The sequence below is a fragment of the Alteromonas sp. Mac1 genome, from assembly GCF_001562125.1.
Classification (GTDB): Bacteria; Pseudomonadota; Gammaproteobacteria; order Enterobacterales; family Alteromonadaceae; genus Alteromonas; species Alteromonas stellipolaris.
This window is the reverse complement of the sequence record NZ_CP013932.1, coordinates 2,878,911-2,897,517: the sequence shown is the minus strand read 5'-3', so window position 1 is coordinate 2,897,517 and position 18,607 is coordinate 2,878,911. Positions and strand designations below refer to the sequence as shown.

Genomic DNA, 18,607 nt, shown 5'->3' with positions numbered 1-18,607 from the left:
TGAAGGCCGCATATCCTTTCGTGCAGGAGTCAGCAGTAGTAGGCTGACTCCAGAACAAAAGGAGGCGGCCTTTTTTTGCTTCTGAACCATAAACAATCCGATAGCGTAAAGACAAGGTGAACGACAATTATTCAGCCAACTCCCTCTGAGCAGTAATGGATTGGTGGCTGTACGGTATAGGAAAACGCCATGTCTACAATTATTGTTAATGAAGAAGCTTATTCCCTCCCTGAAGATCCAAGAACCACACTACTCGATTTTTTACATCAACACTTATCCATGTTTGGCGCCAAAAAAGGCTGCGATCATGGTCAATGCGGCGCGTGTACCGTGTTGCTTAATGGTGAACGAATAAATGCATGCTTGGTTTTTGCGTTTCAGCTAGAAGGTAAATCGGTTACCACAATTGAAGGTATTGCTAATAAAACTAACGATAGCGACGCTAAATTACACCCACTACAAAAAGCCTTTGTAGAGCGAGATGCGTTTCAGTGCGGCTATTGTACATCTGGGCAGATATGTTCGGGCGTGGCGCTACTTGGTGAGCTAGCGGCAAAGAACCCCAGTGCGGTAACTTGTAGCGCTGATTACTCACAAAAAGAAGATATCAGCGAAAGAATGAGCGGTAATTTATGCCGCTGTGGCGCTTATCCCAATATTGTAGATGCGATAGAAGATGTTATCGCTTTGGAGCCACAATAATGAATCCATTTAGCGTACAACATATTAAACGTACTCAAGATATTACCGGTTTATCTACCGAAGACGGCGCTAAGTATATCGCGGGCGGTACTAACCTTATCGACCTGATGAAATTACAGGTGGAAACACCTCCCCAGCTTATTAATTTAAGTCAGTGGGAAGATGAGCAAAGTATTGCCGAAAACGATGATCATTTTCGTATTGGTGCCATGGTTACCAATACGGCACTTGCCAACTACGCTTATCACAAGCCATCACTTTCTCTGTTATCTCAGGCGTTATTAAGCGGCGCCACAGTTCAGCTTCGAAATAGAGCAACAACTGGTGGCAATTTACTGCAGCGCACGCGGTGTTACTACTTTTACGATACCACTAAAGCCTGCAATAAGCGCCAGCCCGGTTCAGGGTGTACTGCATTAACGAGCATGAACCGTATTCATGCCATTTTGGGCACAAGTAACGACTGCATAGCGACTCATCCGTCAGATATGGCAGTAGCAATGATGGCCCTTGACTCGCAGGTTGAATTAACGTCTAAAACTGGCGAGGTGCGAAACATTCCGCTCCGGGACTTTTACTGTGTGCCCGGTAGTACGCCGCATATTGAAAATGTACTCAAATACGATGAAGTCATTACTGCCGTGATTATTCCTAAGCAGCGCCATGGCACACAGTATTATCGTAAGGTACGGGATCGTTCTTCATATGCCTTCGCTCTTGTATCGGTTGGGGCAGGGCTTGTTCTTAAAAACGACACCATTGAAAAGCTGACATTGGCGTTTGGTGGAGTAGGTACTAAACCCTGGTATCCCGCGTCCGCCATAAAAGTCCTGACCGGTGCAACATTTTCTGACGACGTGCTAGACCTTGCTATTGACGCCGAATTGGCCGACTCGAAAGTGTACGGAAGTAATAATTTTAAACCTGATTTGCTTCGCAATACATTTAAAAGCGTGCTGAATTCACTTTATGAACATCAGCGTGAAAGTGGCGACCATGAAGGAGCGCTTTATGAAAATTGATATTGCAAAGAATGTATTGGGTAAGCCCATTAGTCGTGTAGATGGCATTTTGAAAGTTACTGGACAAGCACGATATGCTGCCGAGCAGCAGTTTGACGAGAAGCCGCTAATAGGGTGGTTGGTGTCATCCGATACAGCAATTGGTGAGATTACTAAGCTATCTACAGACAAAGCCGAAAGTGCTGAGGGTGTACATGCAGTGCTCACGTATAAAAATGCCGGCCCCCTTAAGCCTTTCAGTAAACCTGCGAGCGAAAGCCGCTTTACACAGAGTCGAGCGGTATTAAATGAGCCTCATATTCGGCATTTTGGTGCGCCAGTAGCCTTAGTGATTGCCGATACGTTAGAGCAAGCACGTTATGCTGCTAGCTTGGTTGAATATACGATTGATGCTGGAACACCCGATTTACTCTTATCTCCAGACCAGGCTACTAATGTGCCTGACTCTTTAGATGGTGGATTTGAAGCTGATGTCGAAAGTGGGAACAGTGATCACGATAAAAATGCTGTGTCGGTAGACGCAGATTACACCACACCATCTCAGATATCTGCAGCCATGGAACCCCACGCTACAATCGCTAATTTTGACGGCGACAAACTTACGGTGTACACCAGTGTGCAAATTATCGCATCAGCCGTAGAGGCATTAGCGGTAACCTTCGAGTTGGATGCAGAGAACATTGAGGTGAAAAGCCCCTTTGTTGGGGGCGGTTTTGGTTCAAAGTTAGGCTTGCATTACGATGCCGTATTAGCTTGTTTAGGGGCTCGATATCTTAAGCGGCCAGTGAAGGTTGTGCTAAGCAGGCGTCAGGTATTTTACAACTCTCCTCATAGGGGAAATAGCTTCCAATCTATGCAGTTAAGCTGTAACAGAGAAGGGTTATTAGGTGACATAACACACCATAGTGCAATGCCTCGAGCGAAAGGGTACGAATTTGCCGAAGCCACGGGCGCTGGTGCGCGGGTAACCTATCGCGCAGAGCATATAAAAAGTACCCATCGAATTAAAGATGCCGATATCCCACTTATCGATTCTACGCGTTCGCCTGGAGATGCTATTGGCTCTCTTGCATTTGAGTCGGCTATTGATGAATTAGCCCTCAAAGCAGGAATAGATCCCCTAACGTTTCGAATTAAAAACTTGCCTCAAGTTCATCCAGTGAGCGGCAAGCGCTTTACTACTCATAGGTTGGGAGATTGCTTGCAAGAAGGCGCTCAAAAGTTTGGTTGGCAGCACAAAGCTGCGCCTAAAAAAGGAAAGGTTATTGGACACGGTGTAGCAAGTGCTATGCGAATGAATGTATTGGTACCTAGTGCTGCCAGTATCAGTATTGATAGCGCGGGTAAGCTGGTTGTGCGCTCAGATATGACTGACATAGGGACGGGGTCTTACACCATTCTTGCACAAATAGCCGCAGGCGCGTTTCATACACAAGTGGACAATGTAGATGTGCAACTGGGCGACAGTAGTTTACCGACCTCCTGTGGTTCTGGCGGCTCTTTCGGTGCAGCTAGTACTGGCTCTGCACTAATGAAAGCTTGTGAGTTGTTGAAACAATCATTGAAGAAAGCTCTGGAGAAGAAGCTACCTAATTCTATAGGCGAATTAGCCTTGGAAGGTGACACGCTGGTGGTATATGTTCAGGACACCCACACTTCTTCAGAAATAGAGAGTTCCAAACTAGACACCCATACTGAACCACAACGTTTTCTCTTAAGCGAGCTCATCGACGAAAGCGACTTCCCATTAACTGAAATAGGTGAGGTGAGCGAGGATGATACCGCTGAAGATGAACAGTACTCATGCGGTGCCCATTTCGCCGAAGTGGAAGTGGACACCCACACAGGTGAAGTGCGACTGAAAAGACAATATGGCATTTTTTCAGCAGGTAAAATCCTCAATGAAAAAACAGCGTCTTCGCAAATTAAAGGCGGGATGGTATGGGGGGCAGGGTATGCACTTACCGAAGCCATTCATCATCACACAGATTCAGCTAGTTTTATTAACCCAGATTTTGGTGAATATCATATTGCGGTAAACCGAGATATTGCCGATGTGACGTTAGACTTTTTAGAAACGCCTGATTACGAAGCATCGCCCATTGGCGCTAAAGGTATTGGTGAACTTGGGATCACTGGCGCCGGAGCAGCTATTGCCAATGCTATTGCTGATGCAACAGGCGTGCGAATTCGAGAATTTCCGATCACCATGGATAAGGTAATGGAAGGGTTGATGAGTCAGCGCGAAAGTTAGTTTAAGGCTTGCATGAGTTGCCCTGAAAACCAGCGCTAGAAATGCCTATGTGCTAGTGCCTAATAGAATTAGTACTCATTTCTTGTAATATAGCCTGAGGTTATTAGTAGAAAGTAAGCCTTTGCGAGTAAGATTAAAAAAAAGCCTAAGATGATGGCGCTTCAAGTAGCGCCATCATCTGTGCTTCATCAATTGTTTCTTCTTCGATAAGTGCATCCGCTAATTTCACAATCTCTTGCCAGTGCTTAGTAACTAATTCACTGGTTTTGTCGGTAGCGTCTGCAATCCATTCTTGTACTGCTTGTTCTATGTCACATTCAAACAGTGATGACTTCGATTGCTTGTTTAAATAATCGATATCTAAATTATACAAATTCGGGTGCATACCAAATCTAGCAATAGCAACCCAAGCATAGTGAGTGGCTTGGGTTAAGTCGCTGCTTGCACCGGTATCAATACCGAATTCGCCGCTATATTCAACTTGAGCAGCACGGCCTGCTAAGGCTACACAGGTAAGCGCTTCCCAGTGTGCCCTAGTTTGTTTGAGTTCTTGCCCCGCCTCATAAGACACCATGCCAAGCGCCCGCTCTCTAGCAATAATGCTAACTTGTTCAATGTTGCGCTCTGGCATTAGTAGCTTAGAAATTACTGCATGACCAGCTTCGTGAATGGCGGTTTCTCGCAAGCGTTCGTTGCCGTTATTTTTGTTGTTAACTACACTTTTTGCGCCGTATTTAAGGGTATAGATTTCTTCTAGCAACATGGTGAGGGTTATGGTTTCTACTTTGTTGCGAATAGCCGTGAGTACCGCTTCACGATGAATTTTATTTAAGTCGGCCCCCGTCAGGCCGGTGGTGGGTAATAGCAATGCATTAACATCAATACCGTCATCATATAATGAGTGAGACAGCAGCTCAGAAAGCAACCATTTTCGGGCGGCTTTATCAGGCGAGGGCACCTCAAAATTCAAATCTAATCTGCCTGAGCGCGTTAGCGCTGGGTCGAGCTTATCTTTAAGGTTCGTAGCGCCGATAATAAAAATTTCGTCTTTTGAAGACGCGAAACCATCAATTTCAACCAGCAATCTATTCACCAATGCATCGGCTCTAGGGCCCATCGTGCCCCGGCTTGGCAGTGCATCAATTTCGTCGATAAATATTATACATGGCGCGTATTTACGGGCGCGCTCGAAAATGCTGGATATGAAAGACTCCGACAATATATCTGTGCCAGAGCAAGCAATAAATGGCAACGACGCTTCATGAGCAAAGGCTTTAGCAAGCATAGTTTTCCCCGTGCCTGGTGGGCCGTAAAGTAACATGCCTGCGGGCATAGAAACCCCGAGTTCGGTAAGCGTGTTTCGCTGTTTAAGCAAACTAGCTACTTCGCCTAATCTGGATTTTATGTACTTGTGCCCCGCAATATCTGAAAACGCGATATTGGGGAAGTCCATATTAATACCACCGCTTACCCCCATATCTTCGGTAAACACAATCTGGTTTACTTGAGGCGCATCGATAGTCACTATCAACTGCTGTATTTGACCAGAAGCATTTGATTCACCCGAACTACCCTGGACACCCACACCAGTGGAGCTAATTGAGTCGCCTTCATTAGGCAAATTAGCTAAGACCCCCACATCAAGGTTAGCTGAGACGCTCACATCAAAATTAATAGTTTGGTGTTTAAGCACTAGCTTTTTTGGGTGTTTAATTTCATCGTTTTCAGATAAAAACTGCAGTGCGCTTTCACTCAGCTTTACGGTTACCGATATATCGGTCGCCGGCTTGTCAGTGGCTAATAGATCATTCGCGCTATTTATAGAGGCTTGACGGAAAAAATCAGTCAGCGGGTCGATGATTAAGTGGGATATACTCGATTTTATATCGCGAACATCAAACAAGGGAGCAAAATGCAGCAACAGTAATTCACACACATGTTCACTTGGCGGGGTATAAGTAAGCCCGTATTGCTGAGAGAAAGATTCAATATCTTGTTTAATTTGCACTCGTGTAATATCGGCAAGTTTGTCCAGTGAAAGGCGATTAAATAAAAGAATACTGCCTTGTGAAAGCCTAGAAAGTAACTCGCTTGGTATAGCTTTTACTTCTCTTTCACGCTCGAGTTTTGTTTCCTTTGCAAGGTGGCTGATTAGCGCTTTCTGCCCTTGACTAGGGTGCTGTTCAAGCTGGGTGAGAAATGCTTCATTATTATAAAGCTGGGTACCTAAATTAGACGTTAAAATAACAATAGCGCTTCTAAAATCAATCACTTCTTCGGTATGTTCATCGGTTAGAAAGCCGGTTGAAAAAAGCTGAAGTATGCTAAGCAATACTTGGCTGTGGGCTTTTTCGAATTCATCTAGCACGATAACTGACTTCGGATGCTTCTTAACAAACTGGGTTAAACGGCCAGGCTCTGAATCATCGTATGTCTTTTTACCGCCAACCAAACCAAACGCTTCATTTGAGTTAGTGTACTGAGCCATATCAAACAGCTTATAGCCGCAGTCATCGTCGAGATGGTGAGCAAAACGCTCGGCTAGATAGGTTTTGCCGGTGGCGGGTGGGCCTAAGAAAAGAAAGATACCTTTTGGACGCTGCGCCGTGTCTTGCCAATCGTTTTTTACCAGGCTATCGATTAACGCTTCAATGGCAATATCTTGCCCAAATACTTCTTGTGTAAGCTTATTTTTTAACGCTTCAAATTTACTGAGACGCTTAACGATTGTGGGCTCGTGAGTTTCAGGTAGCTTAAAGACTTTATCTTGTAGGTTGCCGTCCCTAAAAGCAGGCGAATCAAGAATGGTTTCGATGGTTTTAGTTACTTCATCGGTAAAGGGCACCATAGGCAGGGCTTCTACAGCATTTAGCTTTTCTAACGTCACGGTGTCTTTAAACTGCTGGGCTAGGTCAAAATGCAGCCTGCGGGATAAGTTTTTACTTAATATCAGTTTGACAGCATTCGCTTTTTCAATGTTCAAGTCGTTGAGACATTCTGCGGCGACTTGAATGTAGGCGAGTTCTATGTGCTTAGCTCGCATTTCAACGGCAATATGTTTTGCCGTGAGTAATAGGGTCTTCACCAGTAAACTTCCTTTGTACTTAATTACTGCTATACAGATTATGTGTTCGTTGCTGGTTTTCTTGTTTTGCCCACACATTAAACTGGCGCGATGTGCCGTTTGTTAACTCACGAATCGAATAATTAACTATTGTATTTGAATCCTGATTTATCGGTATGTTTATCAGCCTGCTAATATACAATGAAATAACTAAACAGCTTGAAAGTCAATAATTTATACTTCATATTGTGATTTTGAAAAGACTCAAATTCTTTGTAGCTCAAAACGTTTTAAGGTGTCGCCATGGATTTAATTAAAGGGATTTCAGCGCTCATCGCTGATTTTGTCGAACAAAAAGATGATTGGAATTTATCATCATCTACCCCTATTTCTATTATAAAAACTGATAACAATTCTTCCTTACCTTACACGTTAGATATATCTGAGCGAGACGATGACACCAGCATACGCTTGCATTTACACAGTGAAGAAAATCTTCGAAATGTGGCACAAGCGGTACTTATCAAAAATGGCGGCGATGATTATCAAAATAGTGACGGTCCCTTTCACACGCTCATTGATGGTAAAGGCTTCAGTGTGTTTTGTGATGTATCGGAAGTTAGCTTCGACCAATTTTCCGAAAATTTCGAAGGTATTGTTGGACGTTTAGAGCAAATGCTTAAAGGCGCGGTAAAGCAGGCAATTGAACTAGTATCGGCAGATGAAAGCGATGCTGATAATGGCGAAATTGAGTCAGCCTCTGAAGATAGTCCAGCGCCGCGCGATAATGTAACTGAAAGTGCACCTACCGATTCTGATATCAGCCAATTTGAAGTAGTGTCGCCGAAAGAAGCGATTGTTCAGTTCCTTGAAAGAAAGGAATGGAAATTCAGAGATAACAGCGAAAGGCAGTCGATTGAACTTGGTATGAATTTAGACAAGTACTCTGACCACGATGGAAAGAGCCTACTGCTAATTCACATCAATTACGGGAATGATGACTTAGTTAGATTTCAAACCCCCATGATGTATAAGTTCGATTTTGCTAAAACGCCGTATTCACTTATTGCATCTGTAATTGCGTGGTATCAGTTTGAATACAAGTTTCTTTCGATGTCGCTAGACCCATCGGATGGCGAACTGAAAATATCCATCGATATACCCTTAGCGAAAGGCGTGTTGCACCACACTCAAGTGGAGCGCATTGTGGGCTTTATGATTCAATTTACCGAAGAAACCTTTGATGAACTGTTCGATGACCTGCTACATGCTCCTGAAGATGCACAAAAGTGTATTGATGGAAAAATTTCTGATTACCAACAAAATATTGAAGCCAAGAAGTGGGTTCGACAGTTTGAAACCGACCTAGTTGGGCTAAGCGAAGAGAAACGTAGTCAACTACAGCGGGCGTTAGAGGCGCTTAAAGACTCTGAAGGTAGTGGTGACGAACAGGGCTCTAGCGCTAGTGAAGGTAAAGGGAATAGCAGTGAGAGTTCTCCGCTGGAGGGAATTTGATGTCAAATACATCACCTTCAAGAGGGAAAGGCCCGTTTAAGCATTTTTTGGAATGGCTTGATGAAGCGCATGTTAGCCAGTTAACGCTCTCTACTATTCTGTTTGGTTTGATTAGTTTAGTGTTCTTTTGGTTAACCCTTAAATGGAATTTGTTACCTGAAGACCTTATGCCTTCGCGACTTACCCAAGAGAATACGGGGTTGTTTGATGCGCTAGGCGGTTGGGCATTGGGTTTTGCGGGAGCCTTGGTAGCTATTCGAATAGCCGGCTTGGCCACGAACATTCAACAGAACGACTCGATTCGAGAAGAAATTATTCACTTGAACAGTTCAGTTGAGAAAATTTCAGATATTAATTCAAAGGTTACCCGCTCTATTTACGAAGCGAAACGTGCGTGTACTGCGGTATTGCTTGAGTCTGAAGACATTCTGTTTGAATTGCCGGAGCACTTATCGAATTACCATGGTCATAAGCCGCCGCCAAAATCGCTTGAACTTTCCCCTGAAGTATTGAGCAACTTAATTGGTAATTTAGATGGACTCATTTCAACCATTGAAGAGGCATCACGTGATTTTACCTTTCGTTCATTGTTTGAGTTTGCTCGCTCCCATCCCTCAGACAGTGGCATATTGCTATCGGAAGAAACACAGTTAGATAATTTTTTCACGCGAAAAGATACTCGCGATAATATGCTAAATATTGTGGCTGAAGATGAACAAATGTACGACTTCATAGAGCAGTTGAACCTTTCATCTAAGAATTTAGGTTTGGGTATTAGCCATTTAAGAAGTAAGAATATTCTGATGGAATACACTGCTGATTTGAAAAAGCTTCTTGGCTTAGTACATAGCAATGACCTTGAGTATTCCGATGCAGCTTGGCTTTTACTAGGCATGTTTTTGCTACACGACAAAGTAGACGTACAAGGGCGCACGCGTGTTTACAACACAGGTTTTCTATTAATAAGCTTAGTGCTAGGTAGCTTACCGAATAGGGTCTTACTTAAAAAGTATTTGGAAGCTCAGCTTGAAGAAACCAGCATGGAATACACACGAAGCGGCAAAAAACGCTTAGAGGGTGAGGTAGCCAAACTCTCAGAGCAGCTTTATTACCTGCGCGGCGCAGAAGTGACACGCACAATTTCTTATGGCTCCGAACTTGAGACACCCACAGACAATTCTAGTTCGGGAAGTGCTGACAGTGAAAGCTCTTCCGATTTAGCTGATGTGATCAGTCTATTTAAAACATGCGCAAATAAAACGGATGTACTGAGAGTTAAATCGAAAGTCACAGGATTGAACCAAACGGTTTATAACAATAAATATGAAGACAGCCTCAGCGCTTCAAACTCCAAATCAAGAGATAGTGGAAAGGAAGGCTCTAAGTCTGTAGAAAGTACTAATTAATTATAAGTGAAATCTGGACACCCGCAGAAGTGACACACCCGCAGAAGTGACACGCACAATTTCTTATGGCTCCGAACTTGAGACACCCACAGACAATTCTAGTTCGGGAAGGGAGTGAAATCTGGACACCCACACTATGTATATTGCAAGTTTGTGGGTGTCTTAAGCTGAAGGTTAGCATTACATATTTTACTAAGGAAAGTTTCCGTGATAGTGATACAAATACCTGATGGAGGTTTATTAGCTGATATCAAAAGCTTATTTCAAGGGGCGTGGAGAGGACTTACTTAACTGAAAGACCATCACAGATGTTAGGCTTCTCTTACAAAGGCGATAACTTGTGATGCAAATAGCAGCTGAATTGCTTGTTAAGCTAGCTTAAGTTTCTGTGTTTTACCTATACCTATACCTATAGCTATAGTTAGGCTTATCGACGTAGAGAATTGATTTTCAATGCCCATCACCATAGATTGCCAGTCTATATGTTGTAGCCCAGTGCGGACTAGGATAGGGGAATAGCTATGGTCGATACTCCCAGTTTTATTCGCCACTATATGTCTGCCAGTGTTATCCACTAATTCCAAGTAATCCTTGAGTTTGAAGGGCAAGCCTTTAACCGTGCTACTAACGCTATTGGTGAATGGGAGTAAAAAGTTAGGTTGCGCACTCTTTTTTGCCGCCGTGATTCTTTTCTGAATACTCGTAAAGTCAGAGGTCTCAGGCGTTTTCGCTAAACCCACTCGAAGTGGGTTCAAATCGACGTATGCCATACAAGCAGCTAATGCTGCTTCGTCTAATAACGATTGGGACTTGAACCGACCCTCCCAAAAGCGGCCTGTGCAGTCATCCTCTTTGTTCGCAAGACGTGCGATATATTCATTTAGCAGCCGCATGAACCAACTGATATCGTACAGACGTTGACGATAAATGTTTGCGGTCGATATTACTGCCTGGATCTGTGCTTCAGACATTAACATCCTCTGTTCAGTTATCTTATATTGGCGTGTTAATTCAGTGCCTTTGTGAAGCGAATGCCAGCGCGACAAAACTTCTTCAGTGCTCCAGGCTAGAGCTTCGTCTCTATCTACATGCAATACCACGTGAGTGTGGTTGCTCATCACGGCATAAGCACAAATGTTTATCGCGAATGCATTGGCTAGTGTGAGCAATCGGTCTTCAACCCATTGGCGACGGTGTTCGTAACTTTTACCACTGTAGTGATCTTCGCCGCACAGAAATGCTCGGCGGACGCAACGCGAAACACAATGATAGTAGGGAGTATCTTGTAGGCTAATAAGCGATTTTCTTGGGCGTGGCATATTGTGAAACTACGATATCAATAAGTTTTACTATCATGACTTCAGTTAAGATAGATAACTACTGAACTTGAGAATGGTTTGTGTGGATGTCCAAAGCTGATTGGGAGCCTAAGTGAAATTTTTGTGTGGTTGTCTAAGGTGAAATCCTACACTGTGGGTGTCCAAGTTTGAACTCGGGTTTAAAGAGGTAAATCGTAAAAATGAACTAGGTTCATTTAGGCGAAAAAAAAGCCCCTAGGAAGGGGCTTTATTAAATTAAATATATCAGTGGCTGTTCAAAACTACTTAGCTTGTTTATCCGGTTTTGGTGGGGCTGGAGTTTTAGCCACTGACGCACTGGCGGCGGTGCCTGTCAGTATCTGACTATTGCCAGTAAGTAGGTCATCAAGGGTGCCGTTTTCGCTATTCACCAAGCCCACTTCACGAAGCATAGCATCTACCACTGGCGCATTGGCACGGTAACTAAGGGCGGCTTGAGTAACCTGGTCGGCTAAACCTCCCCCTGTGGAAACGGTTTGTCCATTGCCAGATTGGCTATTGCCTTGCCCATAACCTTGAAGAATTTTTATGCCTTCAATGTTTTCAAGTGGCTTAACCGCTTGTTCAATCAGTTCAGGTAATACTTCCATCATAGCGAGCGATTTTTGCAGTTCAATTTGCTCGTCTTTCAGCGTATTTTCAGCTTCATAAAGGGCTTGTTTACCTGCAGCTTCTACAGCAAGTACTTTTTCATCGGCTTCGGCTTGAAGCATCTTCGCATCAGCACTGGCTTTTGCTTCAGTGAGAATGGCTTCTGCAGTATTTTTAGCTGCTTCTTTCTTGGCAGCTGCTTCAACAGTAATGTTCACCGCATCGCGTTCCGCTTCTTTTTGCGCATCGATGACTTCAATTTGCTTCTTACGTTCAGCGTCGGCCACCAATTTAGCGGTAATAACGGCTTCTTCTTTTTCAACTTTGGTTTTCTCTGCTTCCGCAGCTTTTGCTCGAGCCGCCGATTCTTCTTCCGATTTGTTAGCTACTGCAATTTGTTTCACCTGCTCGGCAACTTCAACTTCCTGCTGTTGACGAATGCGGGCTTGCTCAAGAGCTTGGCTTTTCGCAATCTCTTGGGTTTCTATTTCGCGAGACTTTTCAATTTCAGCCGCTTCAATAGCACGGTTTTTAGCAATTTCAGCTTCCCGCTCTTCACGCTCTTTCATTTCACGCTGCTTTGAGATTTCTGCTTTTTGTTCTTGGCGTTTAAATGCAAGGGTTTGCTCTTGCATCAATCGAGCTTCTTCTTCATCGCGCTTAACCTCTAAAGACTGTTTCTCGGCAGCTAGGTTACGTTGTTCAATAAGAATACGGTTTTCTTGCTGAATATCGTTAGTTTCTTTGCGTTTTTCTTCAATTATTTTAGCCAGACGGGCTCTACCTTCGGCATCAAATGCATTGTTTTCATTGAAAAATTCTAGGTCGGTTTGATCGAATCCCGTTAAGCTTACAGATTCCAACTCCAATCCATTCTTTTCAAGATCGTTGGCTACACTTTGTTGTACTTTCTGTACAAAATCGGCACGTTGCTCATGCATTTCAGTCATGGTCATCTCAGCTGCTACCGCGCGTAGCACGTCGACAAATTTCGACTCCATTAGTTTTTTAACTTCTTCTGCTCGGGTTGTACGCGTACCTAAAGTTTGCGCTGCCATAGAAATTCCGGCTGAATTAGGCGCCACGCGAAGATAGAAATCAGCTTTAACATCAACGCGCATTCTATCTTTCGTTATAAGCGCATCTTTTTGCGTTTTTTCCACTTCTATACGAAGTGTGTTCATATTGACTGGAATAATTTCATGTACAACAGGGAGCACTATCGCGCCACCATCTTTGATGACTTTTTCGCCACCAAGGCCTGTTCGAACAAAGGCAGTTTCTTTGGTCGCTCGAGTGTACAGTTTGGCAAAAATAAGCCCAATGGTGATAAGGGATATAACAATAATACCTGCAATAAATAGCAATGAAGGTAAGTTTGATGTTTGAAGGGTTTCCATACTCAGTCTCTTATTTATTATTGATAACGGGTGGCTAACCAGCTGTGGGTAGTTTTCTTAACAAGGATAACGCGTTCACCTTGCTTGAAGAGTTCATTGTCTTCAAAAGGTTCGACTAAAACATAGTGGGGCTGTGAATAATCATCGGTGAATTTAGCTTCTGCCGGATTCCCCTTTGATGCGATGCCAATAGTAATATGCGCTACAGCACCAATGAAGTCGTCGCTTTGAATGGCTGAAGTTTGAAACTTGGGAATGACAGCGGCAATTATCACACTCACTTTCGATGTGAATATGATACCGACAACGGCAGCAAAAGGGAGTGAAACCCAAACGGGGAGGGTGATATTAGCGATAGATTGGGTGGCGAAATTAGTCACAAACCCGAGTAAACCGAAAATGGTTAGAAGCACCACAAGCCATATCAACAGTGGGACTCTATCTAAATTGAGCCAGTTTCCAAAACTAAGAATAGAACTACTTTCTACATCAATATTTGAGATAGGCATATCGTCAAGCAAGCCAACCATGCTTATGCCAAAAACAAGCCCCACAATCTCTATAATAAATAAAATAGCTACTGTGGCTAACGCGATGCTAAACCAAAAATTAGCGTCACTCAGCAAAATATCTAACATTTACACCGTCCCTGATGAAGTTTTTACTAACCTTTTTATATCACATTCTGTTTATATATCCAGTGAAAAACGACCAAATTAGGGACAGTTTTATATGATAAACCTAAAGTTTAATGTCGGTGGCCTTCACCTATCACATTCCCATTTTGGTCGTAAAATCCGCTAGCGCCAGCTTCTATAAACCCTTGATTTACCATATTGGTTAAAAAGGGGTCGGTATGATCATCGCCAATGTCAGCATAATCGGTAGCTTTGTATTTATCACGGCTTTCAAAAAATGCTTCTAAGTTTAAATTGTGGTCAACTGAAACTAATGACCACTCTCGGGTAGTATTCTTTTCAATCACACGAAACTGTTGGATTAGTTTTAACTCAGGTAGCAAAGCGAGCACCATATCCACTTTGTTATTTTGATAAGTTAAATACTCAATTCTCATACAACCTTTGCCTTCAGAACGCTCTAAAGTCATTTTGTTTAGCAAAGTATTGCTAATTAACTGATAACGAAATGAAAAGTCTTTTTCTATTCGGCCGTGAATACTTTCGCCTGGCTGATATTCGATAGCGCGTTCGTGCTTATCAAAATAACGAACAGGCTTGATTAGCTTGTTTCGTACCATTGTCCAAGTTTCAGTAATGCCAACCTTGGGGTATTGGTGAGCAACAGTATTGTTATAGCGCAAAAGCGAAATTTCGGTGCTATTGCCCAGAGTGAATCCGCGGCGGGTAGTGACGGTATAGTCTGCTTTCAGGTTACCCGCTTCAAGTTCGCATTTTGTGTGGGTGTCCAGATTACTAGTTGTGTGGCTGTCCAACTCTGCGGTGCTGGAGTGGGTGTCCAAATTTGTGATAACAGATGTTGCGAGGCTAGGCGCTGCCGTTAGTAGGGCTGAAATAACATACGTGGCTAAAGCTAACGAGGGTAAAACTAGGTACTTCATGTATATAAAACTCCGAAATAAGGGAGCGTAAACGCTCCCTTATGAACTGACGATAAACGTAATTTTTTATTCCACTACGGCGTCTGCTTGGGTAACGAAGTCACCCGCGAAGTCCATAATATGGAAGATTACGCTTTGTTCGTTTGTACCATTTACTAGGAAAGCGCCAGGGCCCTTAGCATGAATACTCACGTCTTCTCCTGAGTGAGTTTCTGAGCCCATTGGAACTAACGCTTCTTGGTGATAACCTGGGGTTGTGGTGTCGATATCAGTAAGGTCTTTGCGACCTGTATCGTACGCTGTAGCGTAACCCGCATCTGAATTGGTTTCATCGCCAAGGTTTCTGAAGCCAAGACCATTGGTGTAACCCAATGTGGTATAGGGTGTACCATCAGACGCGGTAGCGGCTTCATCAGCACCAACATTTACCACTTTACCTAATATAGGATTACCACGTTTAGGGTAGCCTGCAATGGTAAATACATGGCCGTGGTCAGCAGTAACAATAATAAGTGTATCTTCATCGTTAGTCAGCTCGTCAGCCATGGCAACAGCATCTGCAAAGGCTAAAGTGTCGTATAAAGCACCATAAGCATTTCCAGCATGGTGAGCATGGTCAATACGACCCGATTCAACCATAAGGAAGAAGCCTTCATCGTTATTATCAAGAATATTGATAGCCGCTTCAGTCATTTCTGCCACCGAAGGCTCACCAGCAATATCGTTGCCGCGATCAGCTTCATATTGCATGTGCGATTCATTAAATAAACCAAATACGCGTTCTGTCGTTTCAGTGTCTAAGCCATCAAAACCAGATTGGTCGACAATATAAACACCATTTTCATACATTTCTTGCCATTCTGCGGTAAGGTCTCGGCCATCCGTTCTATCACCTTCAACTTCGCTTGCAGCATCTATACTATTAAATGCAGCATCTTTGGGAAGAAAGTGGCGGCGGCCGCCACCCATTACTACTTCTAAGCCATCAACGTCTAAGCCTTCATAGTTAGCTTCTAAGTTAGTTTCGAAGTTTACTAGCTGATCAGCAATATCAGGGCAGCCAGCAGTAACCGCATCTTCAGGCATATCAGATATATCCTCCCAGTTGCGATCGGCTGACTTGGCGTAAGTAGCGGCTGGCGTAGCATGAGTAATACGAGCAGTAGATATAATACCGGTAGATTTCCCCGCTATTTCTGCAAGTTCTAATGCGGTTACGAGTTCGTTGCCAGCAACCGTACTGCATTCGCCTCGCTCAATGTCTTCATCAACACCAATAACACCTACATCTGTTTTTACACCGCTTACCATGGCTGTCATGGTGCCAGCAGAGTCTGGAGTTTGTGCATCAACGTTATACGTTTTAGACAGTCCAGAGAATGGGAATTTACCAAAGCTAAGCTGGTTTTCTTCGCCATCAAGCCCTTTTAATTGGCCATCTAGAATTCGTGCGGCTGTAATGGTTGAAATGCCCATGCCGTCACCAACAAACAGAATAACGTTTTTCGCTTTACCGCGAAGGTCGGCTACCATAGCCTGTAATTCTTCATCATTAGCTACTTGAGCTACTTCAATGTTAGCGCTAGATATGCTTGCTGAGGTGCCGGTCGCATCCATCCACACTTGCTTATTGTTTTCCACTTCTGCACTGGCGGCTATAAACCAGTCATTGTTCAAAGTAGTAAGTAGCTCACCGGTTGCAACTTCAGAACTGCCTGGAGAACAAACGTAGCTTGTATCGGTAATTTCGTCGCTACCTAACGTGCCATCTGCATTGGTATCTAGGCCAGAATCAAACTGTACACCGCTATTCGGGCAGTTTGCATCACCTACCGCTAACGCAGTTTGCACGGTTAAGCTGTTAAGGCCATTTGAGCCATCAACTCCTGCTGCGCCATCATTACCGTCGTCACCTTCAAGAGAGCAAGCGGTTAGGCCGGCAACTGCTAATGCAACAATACTCAATTTAAAAAGTTTCATTGTTCTTCTCCACTTATTCGTTTATCAGGCCAAGGGCTTGGTTGATTAGGTGGAAAACAACATTTTGTTCTATCACACCTTGTGCTAATTGACTTCCTGGTCCGGTTGCGTGTAATGCTATATCTTCACCAGAGTGAGTTTCAGATCCAAGTGGAATAAGTGCTTCTTGGTGATACCCGGCGGTAGTGGTATCTACATCGGTCAAGTCCACACGACCTGCCGCATTATCGTAGTTGTAGCCTTCATCAGAATCGGTTTCTGTTCCAAGGTCACGAAAACCTAAGCCGTTGGTGTAACCTAATGTGGTATATGGCGTGCCGTCAGACGCTGTTGCAGGTTCTTCTGCTCCAACATTGACCACTTTACCTAAAATGGGATTACCGCGTTTTGGATAGCCTGCAATAGTAAATACATGGCCGTGATCAGCAGTCACTAAGATAAGTGTCTCCGATGGATCTGTGTTTTCATAAGCAGCCATAACAGCGGCTTCAAACGCCAAAGTATCTGTAAGTGCACCGGCTGCATTACCAGCGTGGTGGGCGTGGTCAATTCGGCCTGACTCAACCATTAAGAAGAAACCAGCATCGTTGTTATCTAAAATGTTTACCGCAGCTTCGGTCATTTCAGCAATAGATGGCTCGCCCGCTACGTCATTGGCGCGGTCTGCTTCGTACTGCATGTGTGACTCGTTGAACAAAGCAAAAACCCGTTCTGTTGATTCAGTGTCTAAAGTGTCGAAACCTGCTTGATCAACAACATAAACACCATTTTCATACATCTGCTGCCATTCTGCGGTAAGGTCACGATCGTCTGTACGATCGCCTTCTACTTCGCTAACCGCATCGGCGCTGTTAAATGACGCGTCTTTAGGTAAGAAGTGACGACGGCCACCGCCCATAACAACTTCAATACCGTCTACATCAATACCTGTGTATCTTTCTTCTAGGAAGCTCTCAAAATTGACTAGTTGGTCGGCAATATCAATACAACCGGCCGCAGCAGCCTCTTCTGGCATATCTGAAATATCTTCCCAGTTGCGGTCAGCCGATTTAGCGTAAGTGGCCGCAGGCGTAGCGTGTGTAATACGTGCAGTAGAGATAATACCGGTCGCTAAACCTTTAATTTCAGCAAGTTCAAGTGCAGTAATAACTTCATTGCCGGCAACAGTAGCGCATTCACCGCGTTCAATATCTTCATCAACGCCAATAACACCTACATCCGTTTTTAGGCCTGACATCATCGCGGTCATAGTGCCCGCTGAGTCTGGAGTTTGTGCATCAACATTGTAGGTTTTAACTAAGGCTGTGTGAGGAAAGCTTTCAAATGCCAAATAACCTTCTTCGCCCAAACCGCCTTCAAGCTGCCCTTTGTGGATGCGCGCAGAAGTAAGCGTAGAAACACCCATTCCGTCGCCTACAAACAAAATCACGTTTTTGGCTTTGAACTGGTTGTTTGTCACTAATTTTTCAGTAAGTTTGCTTTGCGCGTCTGAATACCATGCGTTATCTGTTTGGTGTTCGGGTAAAACAGCTGCTTGCAAACCAGATGAAGCAACAAGTGCAAGAGCACTTAACTTCGTTTTCCAAGTACGATTCATCGTCGTTCCCTACATTGAAATTTGATTGTGATTGTCAGTTTTATTGTTAACTAGTGCGTACGTTCCCAAATGAAATTAATTCTCGTTATCATTTGTCTGCGCTATTTTCAACGATATATGGTGTAAATGACGTTTATTT

At 43.8% G+C, this 18,607-nt stretch carries 12 protein-coding genes; 5 read left to right on the top strand and 7 right to left on the bottom strand.

From position 1 onward, the window contains the following. Nucleotides 1-189: 189 nt before the first annotated feature. From AV939_RS12320 to AV939_RS12310, 3 genes are read left to right on the top strand one after another with little or no spacing between them, the layout of a single operon-like run. On the top strand, nucleotides 190-702 hold the full coding sequence (locus AV939_RS12320) for a (2Fe-2S)-binding protein (RefSeq protein ID WP_057790992.1): 513 nt from the start codon (nucleotides 190-192) through the stop codon (nucleotides 700-702). Further along, nucleotides 702-1,724: an FAD binding domain-containing protein gene (locus AV939_RS12315; RefSeq protein WP_057790994.1), complete on the top strand. Its 1,023-nt coding sequence runs from the start codon at nucleotides 702-704 to the stop codon at nucleotides 1,722-1,724. Before AV939_RS12320 ends, AV939_RS12315 begins: the two co-directional genes overlap by 1 nt. Then, nucleotides 1,714-3,978 (top strand): xanthine dehydrogenase family protein molybdopterin-binding subunit, encoded by a 2,265-nt coding sequence (locus tag AV939_RS12310; RefSeq protein WP_057790996.1) that lies wholly within the window; start codon nucleotides 1,714-1,716, stop codon nucleotides 3,976-3,978. The genes AV939_RS12315 and AV939_RS12310 overlap by 11 nt, the downstream gene beginning before the upstream one ends. 145 nt (nucleotides 3,979-4,123) lie before the next feature. Here the strand turns inward: AV939_RS12310 and AV939_RS12305 are convergent, their stop codons facing one another. After that, nucleotides 4,124-7,063 carry an AAA family ATPase gene (locus AV939_RS12305; protein ID WP_057790999.1) on the bottom strand — a complete coding sequence of 980 codons (2,940 nt, stop codon included), beginning with the start codon at nucleotides 7,061-7,063 and terminating at the stop codon, nucleotides 4,124-4,126. A gap of 282 nt (nucleotides 7,064-7,345) precedes the next feature. Between AV939_RS12305 and AV939_RS12300 the strand changes: the two genes are divergently transcribed. Both AV939_RS12300 and AV939_RS12295 read left to right on the top strand, forming a co-directional pair. Beyond that, nucleotides 7,346-8,557, top strand: coding sequence for a hypothetical protein (locus AV939_RS12300; RefSeq protein WP_057791001.1), 1,212 nt, complete (start codon nucleotides 7,346-7,348; stop codon nucleotides 8,555-8,557). Next, on the top strand, nucleotides 8,557-9,963 hold the full coding sequence (locus tag AV939_RS12295) for a hypothetical protein (protein WP_057791003.1): 1,407 nt from the start codon (nucleotides 8,557-8,559) through the stop codon (nucleotides 9,961-9,963). The genes AV939_RS12300 and AV939_RS12295 overlap by 1 nt, the downstream gene beginning before the upstream one ends. Before the next feature lie 368 nt (nucleotides 9,964-10,331). Here AV939_RS12295 and AV939_RS12290 read toward each other — a convergent pair whose 3' ends face one another. The 6 genes from AV939_RS12290 to AV939_RS12265 all read right to left on the bottom strand — a co-directional run bounded on the left by AV939_RS12290 (nucleotide 10,332) and on the right by AV939_RS12265 (nucleotide 18,468). Continuing rightward, nucleotides 10,332-11,282 carry a transposase gene (locus tag AV939_RS12290; RefSeq protein ID WP_057791005.1) on the bottom strand — a complete coding sequence of 317 codons (951 nt, stop codon included), beginning with the start codon at nucleotides 11,280-11,282 and terminating at the stop codon, nucleotides 10,332-10,334. A 281-nt stretch (nucleotides 11,283-11,563) separates the two neighbouring features. Continuing rightward, nucleotides 11,564-13,312, bottom strand: coding sequence for a flotillin family protein (locus tag AV939_RS12285; RefSeq protein WP_057791007.1), 1,749 nt, complete (start codon nucleotides 13,310-13,312; stop codon nucleotides 11,564-11,566). 17 nt (nucleotides 13,313-13,329) lie between these two features. Then, nucleotides 13,330-13,950 (bottom strand): OB-fold-containig protein, encoded by a 621-nt coding sequence (locus tag AV939_RS12280; RefSeq protein ID WP_057791009.1) that lies wholly within the window; start codon nucleotides 13,948-13,950, stop codon nucleotides 13,330-13,332. A 110-nt stretch (nucleotides 13,951-14,060) separates the two neighbouring features. Beyond that, nucleotides 14,061-14,891 (bottom strand): hypothetical protein, encoded by an 831-nt coding sequence (locus tag AV939_RS12275; protein WP_057791011.1) that lies wholly within the window; start codon nucleotides 14,889-14,891, stop codon nucleotides 14,061-14,063. A 66-nt stretch (nucleotides 14,892-14,957) separates the two neighbouring features. After that, nucleotides 14,958-16,871 (bottom strand): alkaline phosphatase, encoded by a 1,914-nt coding sequence (locus AV939_RS12270; protein ID WP_061997755.1) that lies wholly within the window; start codon nucleotides 16,869-16,871, stop codon nucleotides 14,958-14,960. A gap of 13 nt (nucleotides 16,872-16,884) precedes the next feature. Next, the gene (locus AV939_RS12265) at nucleotides 16,885-18,468 is read right to left on the bottom strand and encodes an alkaline phosphatase (protein WP_061997754.1); all 1,584 of its coding nucleotides are present in this window, start codon (nucleotides 18,466-18,468) and stop codon (nucleotides 16,885-16,887) included. Between the last annotated feature and the right edge of the window lie 139 nt (nucleotides 18,469-18,607).